This is a genomic window from Mesorhizobium vachelliae (genome assembly GCF_033977325.1).
Lineage (GTDB): Bacteria > Pseudomonadota > Alphaproteobacteria > Rhizobiales > Rhizobiaceae > Mesorhizobium > Mesorhizobium vachelliae.
Map to the genome: position 1 here is coordinate 11,521 of NZ_JAVIIR010000026.1, position 16,386 is coordinate 27,906.

Genomic DNA, 16,386 nt, shown 5'->3' on the forward strand with positions numbered 1-16,386 from the left:
TCAGGCCGCGTTGTTGCGCGCATCGCGATTGGCGGCGCGCATCTGGATTCTCAACCGGTCGACGGAACAGCCGTCCGTCGCGTTTCCGGGACCGAATGCGACGGCGGTCTCTTCCCAGGCGGCGTCGATGGCAGCCAGGTCGTCGGGCTCGTCGATCTCGGCGGTGCCCGCGATCATGGCGGGCTCGCTGGCAATCGAGCATATGGCCGTGAACACGGCGGCATAGGCTCCGCTGCGCTTGGCGAGCCGCTCTTCCAGCAGCGAGAAGATGTGGGCGGCTTCATTGAGCAGGCCGCGCGCCTCTTCGAGCGGACGAGCGGAAAGAAACTCCAGGAAGAGCGGGATGAAGTCGGGCAATTCGTTTGCCGCGACGGCAAGCCCGCCACGCCGGTAATGCTCGGCCAGATCGACCATCGCCTGGCCGCGGTCGCGACTCTCGCCGTGGATGTGCTCGAAGAGATGCAGCGAGTGACGGCGCGTCTTGTCGAACAACTCGACATAGCGCTCCTGGAGATCGTAGAGATCCAAGGTGGCCAGGTCGGCAAGCAGGGGCTGCAGCTGCTTGGTCGCTTCGTCCGACACCAATCCCTCGGCTGCGATCGCCGCGGCGATTTCCGGGATCGCCGCGCAAAGCTCCTTGGTCGGATAGGAAAGCAGCGCCGAGAGCGCCTTGAAGGTCCGGTTCGAATGCGGCGCCGTCATCACGCGATCTCCATCGGGTTTGTCGGCCGCTTGGTCTGCTTGGTGCCGAAGAGGTTGGTCTCCGTGGAACCGCCCGAGCAGCCATTGCCGAAGGAAAAGCCGCAGGAGCCGCGCATGTCCTGCGCGTCCTCGCTCCACTCGCGGTGCGATGTCGGGATGACGAAGCGGTCCTCGTAATTGGCGATCGCCATCACCTTGTACATTTCGTCGATGGCCGCACCCGTCAGGCCGACCCGCGCCGCGATCTGCTCGTCGAGGCGGCCGTCGATCGTCTTTGCCCGCATATAGCTTCGCATCGCCAGCATGCGTTCAAGCGCGAGAGCCACAGGCTCCTCATTGCCCGCCGTCAGCAGATTGGCGAGGTACTGGAGCGGGATGCGCAGGCTGCGCACGTCGGGCATGTCGCCGTCCACCCCCATCTTGCCGGCGGCTGCCGCCGACTGGATGGGCGAGAGCGGCGGCACGTACCATACCATCGGCAGGGTGCGGTATTCCGGGTGCAGCGGGAAGGCGATCTTCCACTCCATCGCCATCTTCCAGACCGGCGACAATTTGGCAGCCTCCAGCCAGTTGTCGGGAATCCCGTCGGCGCGCGCCTTAGCGATGACGGCCGGATCGTTCGGATCGAGGAAGACGTCGAGCTGCGCCTGGTAGAGGTCCTTCTCATCCGGCGTGCTGGCGGCCGCCTCGATACGGTCGGCGTCGTAAAGGATCACGCCGAGATAGCGGATGCGCCCGACGCAGGTTTCCGAACAAACCGTCGGCTGGCCCGCCTCGATGCGCGGAAAGCAGAAGATGCACTTCTCCGATTTGCCCGACGACCAGTTGTAGTAGATCTTCTTGTAGGGGCAGCCGGAGACGCACATGCGCCAGCCGCGGCACTTGTCCTGATCGATCAGGACGATGCCGTCCTCCTCGCGCTTGTAGATCGCGCCCGACGGGCACACCGCCGCGCAGGCCGGGTTGAGGCAGTGCTCGCACAGCCGCGGCAGATACATCATGAAGGTGTTTTCGAACTGGCCGTAGATGTCCTTCTGGACGCCCTCGAAGTTCAAGTCCTTCGAGCGCTTCTCGAACTCGCCGCCGAGGATCTCCTCCCAGTTCGGTCCCCATTCGATCTTCTCCATCCGCTCGCCGGTGATGGCCGAGCGCGGACGGGCCGTGGGGAAAGCCTTCGATTCCTTGGCCGTGTGCAGGTGCTGGTAATCGAAGGTGAACGGCTCGTAATAGTCGTCGATCTCGGGCAAATCAGGGTTTGCGAAGATGTTGGCGAGGACGCGCCACTTGGCGCCGATCTTCGGCTCGATCTTGCCGTTCTTCTTGCGCCGCCAGCCGCCGTTCCATTTCTGCTGGTTCTCCCACTCCTTGGGATAACCGACGCCCGGCTTGGTCTCGACATTGTTGAACCATGCGTATTCGACGCCTTCCCGATTGGTCCAGACGTTCTTGCAGGTAACCGAGCAGGTGTGACACCCGATGCATTTGTCGAGGTTCAGCACCATCGCGATCTGAGCGCGGATCTTCATTCTGCGGCCTCCTTGGCAGCATGGTCTTGCAGGGGTTCCTCGAGCCAGTCGACGGCCGCCATCTTGCGGACGACGATGAACTCGTCACGGTTGGAGCCCACGGTTCCGTAGTAGTTGAAGCCGTAGGCTTGATGGACGTAGCCGCCGATCATGTGCGTCGGCTTGAGCACCGTGCGCGTCACCGAATTGTGGATGCCGCCGCGGTTGCCGGTCATCTCGGAGCCCGGCGTGTTCACGATCTTCTCCTGCGCGTGATACATCAGCATCATGCCCTGCTTGACGCGCTGGGAGACGACGGCGCGGGCGGTCAGCGCTCCGTTGGCGTTGAAGACCTCGACCCAGTCGTTGTCGACGATGTCCGCGGCCTTGGCGTCGGTCTCGGAAATCCACACCACCGGACCGCCGCGATTGAGGGTCAGCATCAGGAGATTGTCGGTGTAGGTGGAGTGGATGCCCCATTTCTGGTGAGGCGTGATGAAGTTGAGGACGATTTCCTTGTTGCCGTTGGGCCTCATTCCCTTGACCGCGGGGATAGTCTTCAGGTCGACCGGCGGCTTCCAGGTGACGAAGCCTTCACCGAAGGCCCGCATCCACAGATGGTCCTGGTAGAGCTGCTGGCGCCCGGTCAGCGTGCGCCACGGGATCAGTTCGTGGACGTTCGTGTAGCCGGCATTGTAGCAGACCTTCTCGCTCTCGATGCCGGACCAGGTCGGCGAGGAGATGATCTTGCGCGGCTGGGCCTGGATGTCGCGGAAGCGGATCTTCTCGTCTTCCTTCGGGATGGCGAGATGGGCGTGATCGCGGCCGGTCGCCTTGGAGAGCGCCTCCCAGGCCTTGACCGCGACCTCGCCATTGGTTTCCGGCGCAAGCATCAGGATGACTTCGGTTGCGTCGATGTCCGTCTCGATCCTCGGCAGACCCTTGGCGGTGCCGGCGGCCTGGATGCCGTTGAGCGCGCCGAGCGCGTCGACCTCATGCGCGGCATCCCAGCCGATGCCCTTGCCGCCATTGCCGATCTCGGTCATCAGCGGGCCGAGCGCGGTGAATTGGGCGTAGAGGTTCGGATAGTCGCGCGTGACGACGTTCACCGCCGGCATCGTCCTGCCCGGGATCGGTTCGATCTCGCCGCGCTTCCAGTCGGCGACGTCGAAGGGCTGGGCGATCTCGCCGGGCGTGTCGTGCTGGATGGGGATGAGGACGACGTCCTTTTCCACGCCCAGCACCTCCGGCGCGACCTCGGAAAAGACCTTGGCAAGGCCCTTGTAGATGTCCCAGTCCGAACGCGCTTCCCAGGCAGGGTCCACCGCCGCCGACAGCGGATGGATGAAGGGATGCATGTCGGAAGTGTTGAGATCGTTCTTCTCGTACCAGGTCGCGGTCGGCAGCACGATGTCGGAGTAGACGCAGGTCGTCGACATGCGGAAGTCGAGCGTGACCAGAAGGTCGAGCTTTCCCTGCGGCGCCTCGTCGTGCCAGACGACCTCCTTGTTGCGCACCTTGCCTTCGGCGCCGAGGTCCTTGCCCATGACGCCGTGCCTGGTGCCGAGCAGGTGCTTGAGGAAGTATTCGTGGCCCTTGCCGGAGGAGCCGAGGATGTTGGAGCGCCACACGAACATGTTGCGCGGCCAGTTGGCCGGATCGTCCGGGTCCTCGCAGGCAAGGTCGAGCTCGCCCGACTTCAGCGCCCCCGCCACATAGTCCTTGACCTCGAGGCCGGCCGCCGAAGCGCGCTTGGCTAGGTCGAGTGGATTCTGCTTCAGCTGCGGCGCGGAAGGCAGCCAGCCCATGCGCTCGGCGCGGACATTGTAGTCGATGAAGCTCTGGTTCCAGTCTCCCTCGGGCGCGGTCGGCGACAGGATCTCCGCCGCCGTCAGCGTCTCGTATCGCCACTGGTCCGTGTGCGCGTAGAAGAACGACGTCGAGTTCTGGTGGCGGGGCGGGCGGTTCCAGTCGAGCGCGAAGGCGAGCGGCGTCCAGCCGGTCTGCGGGCGCAGCTTTTCCTGGCCGACATAATGCGACCAGCCGCCGCCCGACTGGCCGATGGCGCCGCAGAACACCAGGAGATTGATGATCCCCCGGTAGTTCATGTCCATGTGGTACCAGTGATTGAGACCGGCGCCCAGGATCACCATGGAGCGCCCGTTGGTCTTTTCGGCATTGGTGGCGAACTCGCGCGCCACGGTGACGATGGCGTCGCGCTTGACCCCGGTGACGCGCTCGGCCCAGGCGGGCGTGAACGGCACATCCTCGTCATAGGAAGAGGCGACATTGGCGCCGCCGAAGCCGCGGTCGAGGCCGTAATTGGCCATGAGCAGGTCGTAGACCGTCGCGACCTTCACCGGCCCGTCGACTGTCTTGACGGTACAGACCGGGATGTTGCGGGTCAGGATCTCGCCATGCTCGGTGGCCACGAAATGCTCGCTCGCCCGGCCGCCGAAATAAGGAAAATCGACCTCCGCGATGTCAGCGCCGTCGCCGGCAAGGGTGAGCTTCAGCCGGACGTCCCGTCCCTTGCCGTCCTTTTCCTCGAGGTTCCACTTGCCTTGCTCGCCCCAGCGATAGCCGGCCGATCCGAGCGGCGCGGCCAGCGCGTCCGTCGCCTCGTCGATGGCGACGGTCTTCCATTGCGGGTTGTTCTTTTCGCCGAGGGCTCCCCGGACCTCGGAGGCGCGCAGCAGGCGCTCCGGGACGAGCCGGCCGTCGCGCTCCGCAAGCCGCACCAGGAAGGGCATGTCGGTGTAGCGCCGGACATAATCGTCGAAATAGGCGACGCTGCGGTCGAGATGGTATTCACGCAGGATGACGTGGCCCATGGCGAGCGCCAGCGCGGCGTCGGTTCCCTGCTTCGGGTTGAGCCAGATGTCGGCGAACTTCGTCGCTTCGGCATAGTCCGGCGACACGACCGCGCTCTTGGTGCCTTTGTAGCGCACCTCGGTATAGAAATGCGCGTCGGGCGTGCGCGTCTGCGGCACGTTGGAACCCCAGACGATGATGAAGCCGGCATTGTACCAGTCGGCGCTCTCGGGAACGTCGGTCTGCTCGCCCCAGGTCTGCGGGCTTGCCGGCGGCAGGTCGCAATACCAGTCGTAGAACGACATGCACACGCCGCCCATCAGTGACAGATAGCGCGAGCCCGCCGCGTAGGAGACCATCGACATGGCGGGGATCGGCGAAAAGCCGATGATGCGGTCCGGGCCATGCTTGCGGGCGGTGTAGGCATTGGCGGCTGCGATGAGCTCGTTCACCTCGTCCCAGGTGGCGCGCACGAAACCGCCATGGCCGCGGATCGAGATATAGGACTGGCGCTTGTCCGCATTCTCGACGATCGAAGCCCAGGCCGCGACAGGCGTCATCTTGGCGCGGGCCGCCCGCCACAGCTTCAGCAGCCGGCCACGGATCATCGGGTATTTCACACGGGCGCCGGAATAGAGATACCAGCTGTAGGAGGCGCCGCGCGCGCAGCCGCGAGGCTCATGGTTGGGCAGGTCGGGCCGCGTGCGCGGATAGTCGGTCTGCTGCGTCTCCCAGGTGACGATGCCGCCCTTGACGTAGATCTTCCACGAGCAGGAGCCGGTGCAATTCACACCATGGGTGGAGCGCACGATCTTGTCGTGCTGCCAGCGCTTGCGGTAGCCGTCTTCCCAGGAGCGGTCCTCATTGGTCACGATCCCGTGGCCGTCGGAGAAACTGTCGACGGTCTTGCGAAAGAAGGTTAGCCGGTCGAGAAAATGCGACATTGCTTTGTCCCTGGTTATTCGGCTGCGGCCGGATGGACGGGCGCGCCGCGCTTGGCGCGCTCGATGGCGTGGAGAAGGCCGCCTTTGCGGGTATAGACAGCCCAGGTGATGGCAAGGCAGCTCACATAGAACAGAAGGAACGCCCACAACGCGGCGTTGGGCGAGCCGGTGAGCGCGATCGAGGTGCCGTAGCTCTTCGGGATGAAGAAGGCGCCGAAGGCCGCGATCGCCGAAGTGAAGCCGGTGATGGCCGCGGACTCCTTCTCCGCCTGCTGGCGGCGCGCTTCCGCGTTGGCCTTCGGCAACAAGCGGCCCATCTCCTTGGCCATGATCACCGGGATCATCTGGAAGGTGGAGGCGTTGCCGACGCCGGTGGCGAAGAACAGGAGCAGGAAGGAAGCGAAGAAGCCCATGAACGCGCCCGGCTGATCCTTGATGCCGATGAACCACAGGACCCCGGAGACTCCCGCGATCATCAGCACGAAGGCGAAGAAGGTCACGCGCGCGCCGCCATATCTGTCCGCCAGCCAACCCGAGCCCGAGCGCGAGAGGGCGCCTACGAGCGGACCGAGGAAGGCGAACTGGAGCGCGTTGACATCCGGAAACAGCATCTTCGTCAGCAGCGGGAAGCCGGCCGAATAGCCGATGAAGGATCCGAAGGTGCCCGTGTAAAGCCAGCACATGATCCAGTTGTGACGGCGCTGGAAGATCACGGCCTGCTCGGAGAAGGACGCCTTGGCCGAAGCGATGTCGTTCATGCCGAACCAGCTCGCGAAGGCCGAGACTATGATGAACGGGACGAAGACGAAGCCGGCATTCTGCAGCCAGAGCGGCGCGTCGCCGGTGGGTCCCTTGACCATGGCCGGATCGCCGCCGAGCCAGCCGAATATCCCGCTGGCGATCGCCAGCGGCACGACGAACTGGACGACGCTGACGCCGAGATTGCCGAGGCCGGCATTGAGCGCGAGCGCATTCCCCTTCTCCGCCTTCGGGAAGAAGAAGGAGATGTTGGCCATGGAGGAGGCGAAGTTGCCGCCGCCGAAGCCGCAGAGCAGTGCTAGGATCAGCAGCACGACATAGGGCGTGTCGGGGTTCTGCACCGCATAGCCGATGCCGACGGCCGGTATGATCAGCGACCAGGTCGTCAGCGTCGTCCAGAGCCTGCCGCCGAAGATCGGCACCATGAAGGAATAGAAGATGCGCAGCGTCGCCCCTGAGATCCCGGGCAGGGCAGCAAGCCAGAAGAGCTGGTCCGTGGTGAAGGTGAAGCCGACGAGCGGGAGCTTGGCGACGACCACCGACCACACCTGCCAGATGGCGAAGGAAAGCAGCAGCGCCGGGATCGAGAGCCACAGATTGCGCTTGGCGATGCGGCGGCCGGTTTCAGCCCAGAAGGTGTTGTCCTCGGGACGCCAGTCGGTAAGCGCGCCGCCGGGGGCCTTTGCCACCGGCTCTGGCATTTGCTGCATTTCGGGGAAAGGCGGGAGCTTGGCGAGAGCCTCGCCGACGGTTCCACGCTCCATCTGGCGGATGGCCATATGCATCCACAGCAGCGCGCCGGAGACCAGCAGGAAGAGCGCCATGAAGCAGCTCGTCCAGAGGCCGGTCAGGTCGAGCAGCAGGCCGAACAGGATCGGCAGCACGAAGCCACCGAGGCCGCCGATCATGCCGACGAGTCCGCCGACCGAGCCGACATGGTTGGGATAGTAGACCGGGATGTGCTTGTAGACGGCGGCCTTGCCGAGCGCCATGAAGAAGCCGAGCACGAAGATCGTGACGATGAAGCCGAAGAGGCCCATCTCGATGTGGAACGAGGTCGTCGTGTCGTTGACGCCGTGAACGATATAGTCGGTCGGCGGATAGGACAGGACGAAGGTCGCCACGACCGACACGAAGAAGGTCCAGTAGAGCACGCGGCGGGCGCCGAAGCTGTCCGAGAGGTGCCCGCCATAGGCGCGGAACAGGCTCGCCGGCACCGAGAAGAAGGCCGCGATCATGCCGGCCGTCTTGATGTCGAGGCCGTAGACATTGATGAGATATTGCGGCAGCCAGAGCGCGAGCGCGACAAAAGCGCCGAAGACAAAGAAATAGTAGAGCGCGAAACGCCAGATCTGGACGTTCTTCAACGGCTCGAGCTCGAGCCAGGCGCTTTTCGGCTTGATGCCGGAGCGCCGGCGTTCGACGATGACCGGATCGTCAGCCGTCGTAAGCCAGAAGATGACGGCCATGACGACGAGGGCCGCGGCCCAGACCTGGGCAACCACCTGCCATCCGAAGGCGACGAGCACGAAGGGGGCGAGGAATTTGGTGACCGCGGCGCCGACATTTCCCGCGCCGAAGATGCCGAGCGCCGTGCCTTGTCTTTGCGGCGGAAACCAGCGCGACACATAGGCGACGCCGACCGAAAAGGAGCCGCCGGCGATGCCGACGCCGAGGGCCGCGACCAGCATCTGCGGATAGGTGTGAGCGTAGGACAAAAGGAAAGTCGCGGCCGCGGCAGCCAGCATGTTCGCGGTGAAGACGATCCTGCCGCCATAGCGGTCGGTCCAGATGCCGAGCGCGACCCTGAGAAGGGAGCCCGTCAGGATCGGCGTGCCGACGAGCAGGCCGAACTGCGTCTCGGTGAGGCCGAGTTCCTGGCGGATACGAATGCCGATGATGGAGAAGATGGTCCAGACCGCGAAGCAGACCGTAAATGCGGCCGTGCTTGCGCTCAGGATTTGACCGGACTTCGCATTGACGGTCGTTTTCATCGCCGGCTGCCCCTTCGACAGTTGCTCTCAAGGATCGGACTCTCGCCCGCTCGGGGCCAAGATGGCTAAGCCGGCATCGTCCGGCATTGATCCAAATCAAGGCGCGGCGTGACATTTGTCACAGACGATGCGGCGATGACCGGAAGGCTGAAGTCGGAGAAGAAGTATTTGCTGGATGAAATGACGCGTGGGGATATGGCGCCGGAAGAGTTGCCGCTGTTTCGGGGGCTGCCCGCATCCCGCCGGGCCGAGCTGCTGCGACATGCCATGGTGCACAGCGTTTCCCCAGGCACCGTTCTGTTCGAACAAGGCGACGTGCCGAATTTCCAACTGGTCGTGCTGGCGGGATCCGCGCAATTGTTCGGACGATCGGCCGAAGGTCGTGAAGTCTTGATCGAGGCTGCCAGGGCTCCGGACCTTATCATCCCTGCTGCCGTCCTGACCGATGCGCCTTATCTCATGCAGGCCCGGGTGCCCGAGCCTTCGCGGTTCTTATTGATTCATGCGGCAGCGTTTCGCGCGGCAGTCGATGCGGACCCTTTGCTGGCGCACGCCGTGATCGGAAGCCTCGCGCACCAATTTCGACGCATGGTCCGTCAGATCAAGAACCTCAAGCTGAGGACAGCGACCCAGCGTGTCGGATGTTATCTCCTGGCGCTGTCGAAGCGGCAGGGCACGCCGGACCGGGCCGTTCTGCCGTTCGAGAAGACGCTCATCGCCTCCGAGCTCGGCATCACGCGCGAATCATTTTCGCGCGCATTGTCGAGCCTGGGACAGTCGGGCATCAGGGTCGACGGCCAGACGATCGCAATTCTCGACGCGCGCCGCCTTGCCGCCGCATGCACGCCCGACCCGCTTATCGATGGAGCGGACGCCGGGGACTTTCTGATCTGATCGGTCGCTGCCGAGGGGCCAGAACATCTATCGGCCATTGGCCGGAAGAATGCGACGCCCAGAAAACGTCGCGTTCTTTGCGCTGGCGCAAAGAGCCAATTGATCCGGCAAATAAGTAGACAAACATGATCATGTTATCGACCTGTCGATCTGGGAACAGATCGAGATCGTTTCAATTCGGAAATACCGCTGAAGGCAGGTCCATGCCGTCGGCAGCCAGGAGGCCTGGTATGTCATGTCAGTCGATTTTGTTCTCATCCATCGCGGCCTTGCTGGCCGGCGCTTCAAGCGTCTGCGCGATGGAGTATCCCATCGGCAAGCCTCAGCTCATGAACGGCATGGAAATCGGCGCCGTGTACCTGCAGCCGATCGAGATGGAGCCGGCAAATATGATGAAACCCGCCGCCGATTCCGACATCCATCTCGAGGCAGATATCCATGCAGCGCGCGGCAATGCCAATGGCTTTGCCGAAGGCGATTGGATCCCCAACCTCCAGATCGAATATCGGCTGATCAGGATTGACGACAATCAGCAAAACGGCGGCGTTTTGATGCCGATGGTCGCCAGTGACGGTCCCCACTACGGCGACAACGTGAAGCTGATGGGACCAGGCAAATACAGGCTGGACTACACAATTTCCTTTGAGGAATCCGGCGGGCACTCGCCGTTCGGAAGGCATGTCGACAAGGAGACGGGCGTCGCCGCGTGGCCCGAACCCTTCCACATCGAATATGAATTCACCTTTGCCGGGGTGGGCAAGAAGGGCGGTTACTAGTGAGGTCGCTCGGCCGCATCACATCGGCGGCGGCGATTGTTGCCGGCGCCTGCCTGCTGGCGACCGTCGCGGTCGCGGATGAAAGTCGCACCTTCGTGATCGACCTCAAGGATGGGGCAATCACGCCGCCTTCCCTCGAAGTGCCAGCCAACTCCCAGTTCAGATTGGAGCTTCGCAACAGCGGGTCCAGCCCCGCGGAATTCGAAAGCATCGAGTTGCGCAAGGAGAAAGTGCTCGGGCCTGGAGCGAATTCGTTTGTCGTGATCCGACGCCTCGATCCCGGCGAGTACCGGTTCTTCGACGATTTTCATCCCGACATGCCGCCTGCCACGCTTGTCGCCAAGGAGCCGGCGGCTCGATGACTGCTCTGTTCGGACAGGTCGCCTTCGTGGTCTGGCGGGAAAGCACCGAAGCAATCCTGGTCGTCGGCATCCTGCAGGGATGGCTGGCGCATCACGCGGACGCCAAAGCCGCAACAGCGCGATATTTCCTGTGGGCCGGCGTCGTCGCGGGGCTGGGCGGAGCCCTTTTGCTGGCCGGGATCATCCTGTTCCTGGAGAGCCTGCTCGACGGAGAGCGCGCGGACTATTTCCAGATCGGCATGGCCGCGCTCGCCGCCTTGCTCATCCTGCAGATGGTGGTCTGGATGCACCGGCAAGGCAGAGGGCTCAAGCAGCATCTCGAGCGCGGCGCCGAGCGAGCCCTGACCGCCGGCAATTGGGCGGGATTGTTCCTGTTGGCGGCGATCGCCGTGATGCGGGAAGGCAGCGAAACCGTCGTTTTCCTCTACGGCCTCCTGGCATCCGCCAGGCAGGCGACATTTCCCGCAGCGCTGGCGGCTGTCGCCGCCGGATTTGCCTCGGCCGCCGCGTCCTACTGGCTGATCCACGTTGCCGCCAAACGCTTTCCCTGGAAGGTCTTCTTCAGGGTGAGCGAGGTTCTTCTGCTGTTTCTTGCGGGATCGCTTTTGATGACCGCGCTCGACCGCGCCATCGGGTTGGAGCTGGTCCCGCCGCTGTCCCGGGCAGTTTGGGACACGTCCTGGCTTCTGGACGATACGGGCAGGCTGGGAGGCCTGGTTGCCGGCATGACCGGCTATCGTGCCCGCCCCGAGCTCGCAACCATCCTGGTTTACGCAATCTACTGGATCGCCGTGCTGGCGCTGCTGCGTTCACCGCGCCTGCATCGCATGCAATCTTCCCCATGACGATAACGATCGTTCCGCCGCACGCCGCTTCCGTTCAATCCGACGACGTCTGGCGCAAGGCCGGCGATTGGCTCCAACGTCACCAGGCGACCATCCGGACGATTCAATGGACGATGGTGCTCGTGTACGGCGCTCTTCTGATCGTGCCCGTCTTCCTGCCGCTTCCTGGTCGTGCGGCCTATCTGTGGACCAACTTCACGCGCTTCGCCCAATTCATCTTCTGGGGTGTCTGGTGGCCGCTCGTGCTCCTGAGCACCGCGCTGGTCGGACGGATATGGTGCGGCATCTTCTGCCCCGAAGGCGCGATAAGCGAATTTGCCAGCGGCCGCGGGCGCGGCAGGGCTATACCGCGCTGGCTGATATGGCCCGGTTGGCCCACCGTCGCATTCGCCTGCACGACGATCTACGGCCAGATGACGAGCGTTTATCAGTATCCTCGACCGACGCTCTTCATCCTCGGTGGCTCGACTTTTGCCGCCGCGCTGATCGGCTTTCTCTATGGGCGCAACAAGCGGGTGTGGTGCCGCTATCTTTGCCCGGTGAGCGGGGTTTTCGGCCTGCTGGCGAAGCTTGCCCCGCTGCATTTCCGTGTCGATCCGCCGCTTTGGCAACTTTCGCAGCTCTCGGGAATCAAGCCAAAGGCGGTCAATTGCGCGCCGCTCGTGCCGATCCGGACCATGCGCGGCGCCAGCGACTGCCACATGTGCGGACGCTGCGCCGGGTTTCGCGGGGCAATCCGCCTGGCCCGCCGCTCGCCAAACCACGAAATCGTCCATGTCGCGGGCACTGTCGCCAAACCCTGGGAAACGATCCTGATCGTGGTTGGCCTGATGGGCCTGGCCGTCGGCGCGTTTCAATGGTCGGTCAGCCCGTGGTTCGTGCAGGCGAAGCTATGGGCGGCGGAACGGCTGATCGAAAACGGGGTGGCCTGGCCGCTCGAAACCACGGCGCCGTGGTGGATCCTGACGAATTATCCGGGCGACGTGATGACGCTTCTCGACGGGGCCTTGCTCATCGCCTATGTGCTTGCGGCGGCCCTCGCCTGCGGCGCTTCGACGCTGTCCCTGCTGGCTTTGGCCGCGCGCAGCCTTGGACCTTGGCGAACGCAGAGGCTTCATCATCTTGCCCAGTCGCTCATTCCCTTGGCAGGCGCCGGAGTCTTCCTCGGCCTCTCCGGCCTTACGGTCGGTCAATTGCGGTCGGATGGGATATCGCTGCCCTTCGTGGACCTGCTGCGCGCAGCGATGCTGACGATGGCGACCTGCTGGTCCGGGGCTCTGTGCTGGCAGGTGACGGGAATTTACAGCCGGGTAGCTGCCCGGCGAGCCCTCGCCCTGTCCCTTGTCGGCCTGGCGATGGCGCCCGCCGTGACGGGGTGGGTGCTGCTTTTCTGGATCTGGTAGGCTATTTCGCGCCAATGCCGAAAAGAGGCTCGCGATAGGCCGTCAGGAACAGGCCGAACGCGATAATCCACAAAGCGCCTGAAAGGCTTGCCAGCAGGCTGAAATAGCCAGGCAGCGCTTCGATCAGCAGGCGAGACAGGCAGCAGACCGTCATCGCCGCGAGCGCGCAGGTCTTGAAGGCTTTGAACTTGCCGTCGGCGCCCATGCGACCCGTCCTGCGGAATGGCGATGCATCTCCTCCGGCACCGCCGCGATTGGACGGACCGGCAAGAAGGACGAGCATGGCGCAATAGGTGCGGGGATCGATTGGGTGTTTGCTCCAGCGCAAACATCTCTCGGAAGCATCGACTATCTTGAAGATTGTTCTTGAAGCAGCCCAGCGATCTGATTCCCGGCATGGGACATGTCTTGCTCTTCTCGGCCAGGTTGCCCAGGCACAAGTCAACTGCACAGCGTCTCCAGGCAGACTGTCTGCGACGGGAGAAGAAGATGAAGCACGGCCTTCCCGAAAACAGCGCCGCGGAAATGGCGATCACCGTTGCCCGGCTGGCAGGGCTGATCGATGAGGCGGGGTTGGACTGCCGGTGCCGCTCCAAGCTCGACGAGACGTTGTCCCGCTTCGCCAGTTTGGAGATAGGGCCGGCGGCCCGCGGGCATCTCACCAACGCTCGCCATCAACGCGCGCATATCGAGACCATTCTGTTGTTCTTGCAGGATCTCGACGAGATAGGAGCGGCCGAACGGGATAGCAGTGTCTACGAGGACCTCGCCCTTCTCTTTGACGACATCGCGACGATCGCAAGGGACGGCGCGCTTTCGATGCGGCAGCTCGGTCAATTTGCCGCCCTCACGGCAATTGTACGCTAAAGCGCGTCGCGATCAGATTCGCTCCATGCGCTTTAGGCTTTTGATTTCACGCATGTCCTTGCCCTGAAACCGGTTACCACTTTCGGGAGACATGATTTAGTTGAGACCTCGAGCCGGCCGGTCATTGAGCCGGTTTTCGTTTCCCGATTTCGATCAGCCATTCGGGTGGCCCGATCTCGAGGCAAACCCAGACGAGGTCGCCGGCGAAAGATGACTCCAGCTGACGCTTCAATCGGCGGGGATCGAAGTCCAGGATCACCGAGAATGTCTGGCCCGGCTCGAGGCCATCGAACATCGACATGATGGCCGACTGTTTCCTTGCCGTATGAAGTCGCCTTACATCATATGGCTCGCCTTGCTGCGCTTCATTGCAATTCGCCGGGGTCTTCCCTCCCATTGGCGGCTCCATCAAAACAACTGACGGGTCGCGACATTCTTTTCGCCCCACCTCGTCAGCTTGTCGCCGGGATCCACGCCGGCCCAGTTGACCAGTCGCGCCGCCATCTCGATGACCATCGCCTCGACCGACGCCGGCTTGACATAAAATGGCGGCACCGGCGGCGCGATGATCGCTCCCATCCGCGTCAATCGCAGCATCGCTTCGAGGTGCCCCTCATGCAGAGGAGCCTCACGCGGCACGACCACCAGCCGGCGCCTTTCCTTCAGGACGACGTCGGCCGCCCTGGTAAGAAGGTTGTCGCCCAGGCCGTGCGCCATCGCCGCCAAGGTCCGCATCGAGCAGGGCACGACGATCATGCCGTCCGTCCTGAAGGAGCCGCTGGCGATGGGTGCTGCCAGGTCCTGGGGGGAGTGGGTGTGGTTGGCGAGCGAGGCAAGCTGCGCCAATCCGTCGGCGCCAAGCTCGTAAGCAATGGTCATGCGCGCGCTTTTCGAGGTGACGAGATGCGTTTCCGCTCCACCTCTGACCAGTTGGCGTATGGTCTCGAGGGCCAGCACCGAGCCGGACGCACCGGTAACTCCGACTATGATCCGTTTTGTCATTTCTGCACCGAACCGGTTGGAAAAAGCTCCTCCCAGCGCTCGGAGACCCGTTCGACGACGTCAGATGACATCTTCAGCTCCTTCCCCCACTCGCGGGACGTCTCGGACCCGATCTTGCGCGTCGCGTCGAACCCGATTTTTCCTCCAAGCCCTTCCAGCGGCGACGCGAAGTCGAGGGAGTCGATCGGGGTCCGATCCAGCGTCATCAGGTCGCGCGAGGCGTCCATTCGCGTGGCGACCGCCCACATCACGTCCGACCACGACCGGATGTCGATGTCGTCGTCCACCATCACGACCATCTTGGTCATCGAGAACTGCGGCAACAGCGACCAGAACCCCATCATCACCCGTCGCGCCTGCCCGGCATATTTCTTGACGATCGATATGACCGCGATCCTGTAGGAGCAGGCTTCCGGCGGCAGCCAGACGTCGAGGATTTCCGGTATCTGCTGGCGTAGCAGCGGCTTGTAGATGTCGAGCAGCGCCTCGGCGAGCACGGACGGTTCGTCGGGTGCACGCCCGGTGAACGTCGTGAGATAGTTCGCGCCGTCCCTCACGCGAATACGCTTGAGCTTGAAGACGGGAAAATGCTCCGCGCCGTTATAATATCCCGTATGGTCGCCGAAGGGGCCTTCCTCTGCCGTTTCGTTGGGGGAGACGGTTCCCTCGAGCACGATCTCGGCGCTGGCGGGAACATGAAGCTCGATGCTCTTGCATGGAGCCAGCCCAACCCGCCGGTCGTTGATCAATCCGGACAGCGACAGTTCCGATACGCCTTCGGGTGCCGGCATCACCGCCGCTATCAATGTCGCCGGATCCGCGCCGATGACGACGGCGACGGGCATCTCGAGCCCCCTCGCCTGCCACATGCGATGGTGGGCGGCACCGCCTCGCATGGGCAGCCACCTTATGATCGCCCGGTCCCGGGCGATGACCTGCATCCTGTATATGCCCAGATTGTACTTGCCGGGATCACCGTCGCCAGGTGGTCGGGTGACGACCACCGGCCAGGTGATGAGAGGACCGGCGTCCTCCGGCCAGCAGGTCTGGATGGGAAGGATCGCGAAATCCGGTTCCGCATCCCTCCATAGTCTTGATGACGATACGATCTTCGGCCGCGCCGCCAACGCGCCACGCGCTGCGGAGAACATGTGGCGGGCCTGACGCAGGTTCTGCGGAACCTGGGGGGACCTCATCCATGCCAGCAGAGCGCCGAGGGTCTCCAGTCCGCGAATGTCCGTACCCAGCCCCCAGGCGACACGCTCCCGCGTCCCAAAGATATTGGCCACGGCCGGGAACGACGAACCCACTCCCTGGCTGTCCGTCGGCATGGTCATGCGCAGCGCCGGCCCCCGCGCCGCGATCACCCTTTTATGGATCTCCGTCAGCTCGAACCGGGTCGATACCGGGGCGCTGATTTCCCGGAGCTGGCCTTTCCCGCCCAGGTAGGAAAGAAAGGACCCAAGATCACTAAACTGGGGAAGAAGGCGATAATGCATGGCGAAATCCGGCACGACCG

Annotated in this window: 14 protein-coding genes; 6 read left to right on the top strand and 8 right to left on the bottom strand. The window is 63.5% G+C overall.

All coding sequences use genetic code 11. The features are described from left to right. From narJ to RFM41_RS31875, 4 genes are read right to left on the bottom strand one after another with little or no spacing between them, the layout of a single operon-like run. The gene (gene narJ, locus RFM41_RS31860) at nucleotides 1-702 is read right to left on the bottom strand and encodes a nitrate reductase molybdenum cofactor assembly chaperone (RefSeq protein WP_320253176.1); all 702 of its coding nucleotides are present in this window, start codon (nucleotides 700-702) and stop codon (nucleotides 1-3) included. Continuing rightward, nucleotides 702-2,228, bottom strand: a complete 1,527-nt coding sequence (narH, locus tag RFM41_RS31865; RefSeq protein ID WP_320253177.1) for a nitrate reductase subunit beta — start codon at nucleotides 2,226-2,228, stop codon at nucleotides 702-704. The genes narJ and narH overlap by 1 nt, the downstream gene beginning before the upstream one ends. Continuing rightward, entirely contained in the window at nucleotides 2,225-5,965 is a 3,741-nt protein-coding gene (locus RFM41_RS31870; RefSeq protein WP_320253178.1) for a nitrate reductase subunit alpha, read from the bottom strand. Before RFM41_RS31870 ends, narH begins: the two co-directional genes overlap by 4 nt. A 14-nt stretch (nucleotides 5,966-5,979) precedes the next feature. Beyond that, nucleotides 5,980-8,718 carry a nitrate/nitrite transporter gene (locus RFM41_RS31875; protein WP_320253179.1) on the bottom strand — a complete coding sequence of 913 codons (2,739 nt, stop codon included), beginning with the start codon at nucleotides 8,716-8,718 and terminating at the stop codon, nucleotides 5,980-5,982. Nucleotides 8,719-8,853: 135 nt separating this feature from the next. On the opposite strand from RFM41_RS31875, the gene RFM41_RS31880 reads away from it, so the two are divergent. From RFM41_RS31880 to RFM41_RS31900, 5 genes are all read left to right on the top strand, one after another. Further along, nucleotides 8,854-9,612 carry a helix-turn-helix domain-containing protein gene (locus RFM41_RS31880; RefSeq protein ID WP_320253180.1) on the top strand — a complete coding sequence of 253 codons (759 nt, stop codon included), beginning with the start codon at nucleotides 8,854-8,856 and terminating at the stop codon, nucleotides 9,610-9,612. Between the two features lie 230 nt (nucleotides 9,613-9,842). After that, nucleotides 9,843-10,388, top strand: a complete 546-nt coding sequence (locus RFM41_RS31885) for an iron transporter (protein ID WP_320253209.1) — start codon at nucleotides 9,843-9,845, stop codon at nucleotides 10,386-10,388. After that, complete coding sequence (locus tag RFM41_RS31890; protein WP_320253181.1) at nucleotides 10,388-10,750, top strand: cupredoxin domain-containing protein; 363 nt, start codon at nucleotides 10,388-10,390, stop codon at nucleotides 10,748-10,750. Before RFM41_RS31885 ends, RFM41_RS31890 begins: the two co-directional genes overlap by 1 nt. Beyond that, nucleotides 10,747-11,595, top strand: a complete 849-nt coding sequence (locus tag RFM41_RS31895) for an FTR1 family iron permease (RefSeq protein ID WP_320253182.1) — start codon at nucleotides 10,747-10,749, stop codon at nucleotides 11,593-11,595. The genes RFM41_RS31890 and RFM41_RS31895 overlap by 4 nt, the downstream gene beginning before the upstream one ends. Then, the gene (locus RFM41_RS31900; RefSeq protein WP_320253183.1) at nucleotides 11,592-12,998 is read left to right on the top strand and encodes a 4Fe-4S binding protein; all 1,407 of its coding nucleotides are present in this window, start codon (nucleotides 11,592-11,594) and stop codon (nucleotides 12,996-12,998) included. Before RFM41_RS31895 ends, RFM41_RS31900 begins: the two co-directional genes overlap by 4 nt. A gap of 1 nt (nucleotide 12,999) precedes the next feature. On the opposite strand, the gene RFM41_RS31905 is transcribed toward RFM41_RS31900, so the two are convergent. Beyond that, nucleotides 13,000-13,203, bottom strand: coding sequence for a hypothetical protein (locus RFM41_RS31905; protein ID WP_320253184.1), 204 nt, complete (start codon nucleotides 13,201-13,203; stop codon nucleotides 13,000-13,002). Nucleotides 13,204-13,487: 284 nt separating this feature from the next. Between RFM41_RS31905 and RFM41_RS31910 the strand changes: the two genes are divergently transcribed. Further along, nucleotides 13,488-13,865 carry a hypothetical protein gene (locus RFM41_RS31910; protein WP_320253185.1) on the top strand — a complete coding sequence of 126 codons (378 nt, stop codon included), beginning with the start codon at nucleotides 13,488-13,490 and terminating at the stop codon, nucleotides 13,863-13,865. Between the two features lie 121 nt (nucleotides 13,866-13,986). Here RFM41_RS31910 and RFM41_RS31915 read toward each other — a convergent pair whose 3' ends face one another. The 3 genes from RFM41_RS31915 to RFM41_RS31925 are packed head-to-tail and all read right to left on the bottom strand — an operon-like array spanning nucleotide 13,987 to nucleotide 16,366. After that, nucleotides 13,987-14,274, bottom strand: coding sequence for a DUF2249 domain-containing protein (locus tag RFM41_RS31915; RefSeq protein WP_320319335.1), 288 nt, complete (start codon nucleotides 14,272-14,274; stop codon nucleotides 13,987-13,989). Then, nucleotides 14,274-14,867, bottom strand: coding sequence for a UbiX family flavin prenyltransferase (locus RFM41_RS31920; protein WP_320253187.1), 594 nt, complete (start codon nucleotides 14,865-14,867; stop codon nucleotides 14,274-14,276). Before RFM41_RS31920 ends, RFM41_RS31915 begins: the two co-directional genes overlap by 1 nt. Beyond that, nucleotides 14,864-16,366 (bottom strand): UbiD family decarboxylase, encoded by a 1,503-nt coding sequence (locus RFM41_RS31925; protein ID WP_320253188.1) that lies wholly within the window; start codon nucleotides 16,364-16,366, stop codon nucleotides 14,864-14,866. The genes RFM41_RS31920 and RFM41_RS31925 overlap by 4 nt, the downstream gene beginning before the upstream one ends. Between the last annotated feature and the right edge of the window lie 20 nt (nucleotides 16,367-16,386).

Bases quoted from the DNA above. Each gene is read 5' to 3' on its own strand.
- narJ (WP_320253176.1), bottom strand. From the start codon at position 702: ATGACGGCGCCGCATTCGAACCGGACCTTCAAGGCGCTCTCGGCGCTG.
- narH (WP_320253177.1), bottom strand. From the start codon at position 2,228: ATGAAGATCCGCGCTCAGATCGCGATGGTGCTGAACCTCGACAAATGC.
- RFM41_RS31870 (WP_320253178.1), bottom strand. From the start codon at position 5,965: ATGTCGCATTTTCTCGACCGGCTAACCTTCTTTCGCAAGACCGTCGAC.
- RFM41_RS31875 (WP_320253179.1), bottom strand. From the start codon at position 8,718: ATGAAAACGACCGTCAATGCGAAGTCCGGTCAAATCCTGAGCGCAAGC.
- RFM41_RS31880 (WP_320253180.1), top strand. From the start codon at position 8,854: ATGACCGGAAGGCTGAAGTCGGAGAAGAAGTATTTGCTGGATGAAATG.
- RFM41_RS31885 (WP_320253209.1), top strand. From the start codon at position 9,843: ATGTCATGTCAGTCGATTTTGTTCTCATCCATCGCGGCCTTGCTGGCC.
- RFM41_RS31895 (WP_320253182.1), top strand. From the start codon at position 10,747: ATGACTGCTCTGTTCGGACAGGTCGCCTTCGTGGTCTGGCGGGAAAGC.
- RFM41_RS31900 (WP_320253183.1), top strand. From the start codon at position 11,592: ATGACGATAACGATCGTTCCGCCGCACGCCGCTTCCGTTCAATCCGAC.
- RFM41_RS31905 (WP_320253184.1), bottom strand. From the start codon at position 13,203: ATGGGCGCCGACGGCAAGTTCAAAGCCTTCAAGACCTGCGCGCTCGCG.
- RFM41_RS31910 (WP_320253185.1), top strand. From the start codon at position 13,488: ATGAAGCACGGCCTTCCCGAAAACAGCGCCGCGGAAATGGCGATCACC.
- RFM41_RS31915 (WP_320319335.1), bottom strand. From the start codon at position 14,274: ATGGAGCCGCCAATGGGAGGGAAGACCCCGGCGAATTGCAATGAAGCG.
- RFM41_RS31920 (WP_320253187.1), bottom strand. From the start codon at position 14,867: ATGACAAAACGGATCATAGTCGGAGTTACCGGTGCGTCCGGCTCGGTG.
- RFM41_RS31925 (WP_320253188.1), bottom strand. From the start codon at position 16,366: ATGCATTATCGCCTTCTTCCCCAGTTTAGTGATCTTGGGTCCTTTCTT.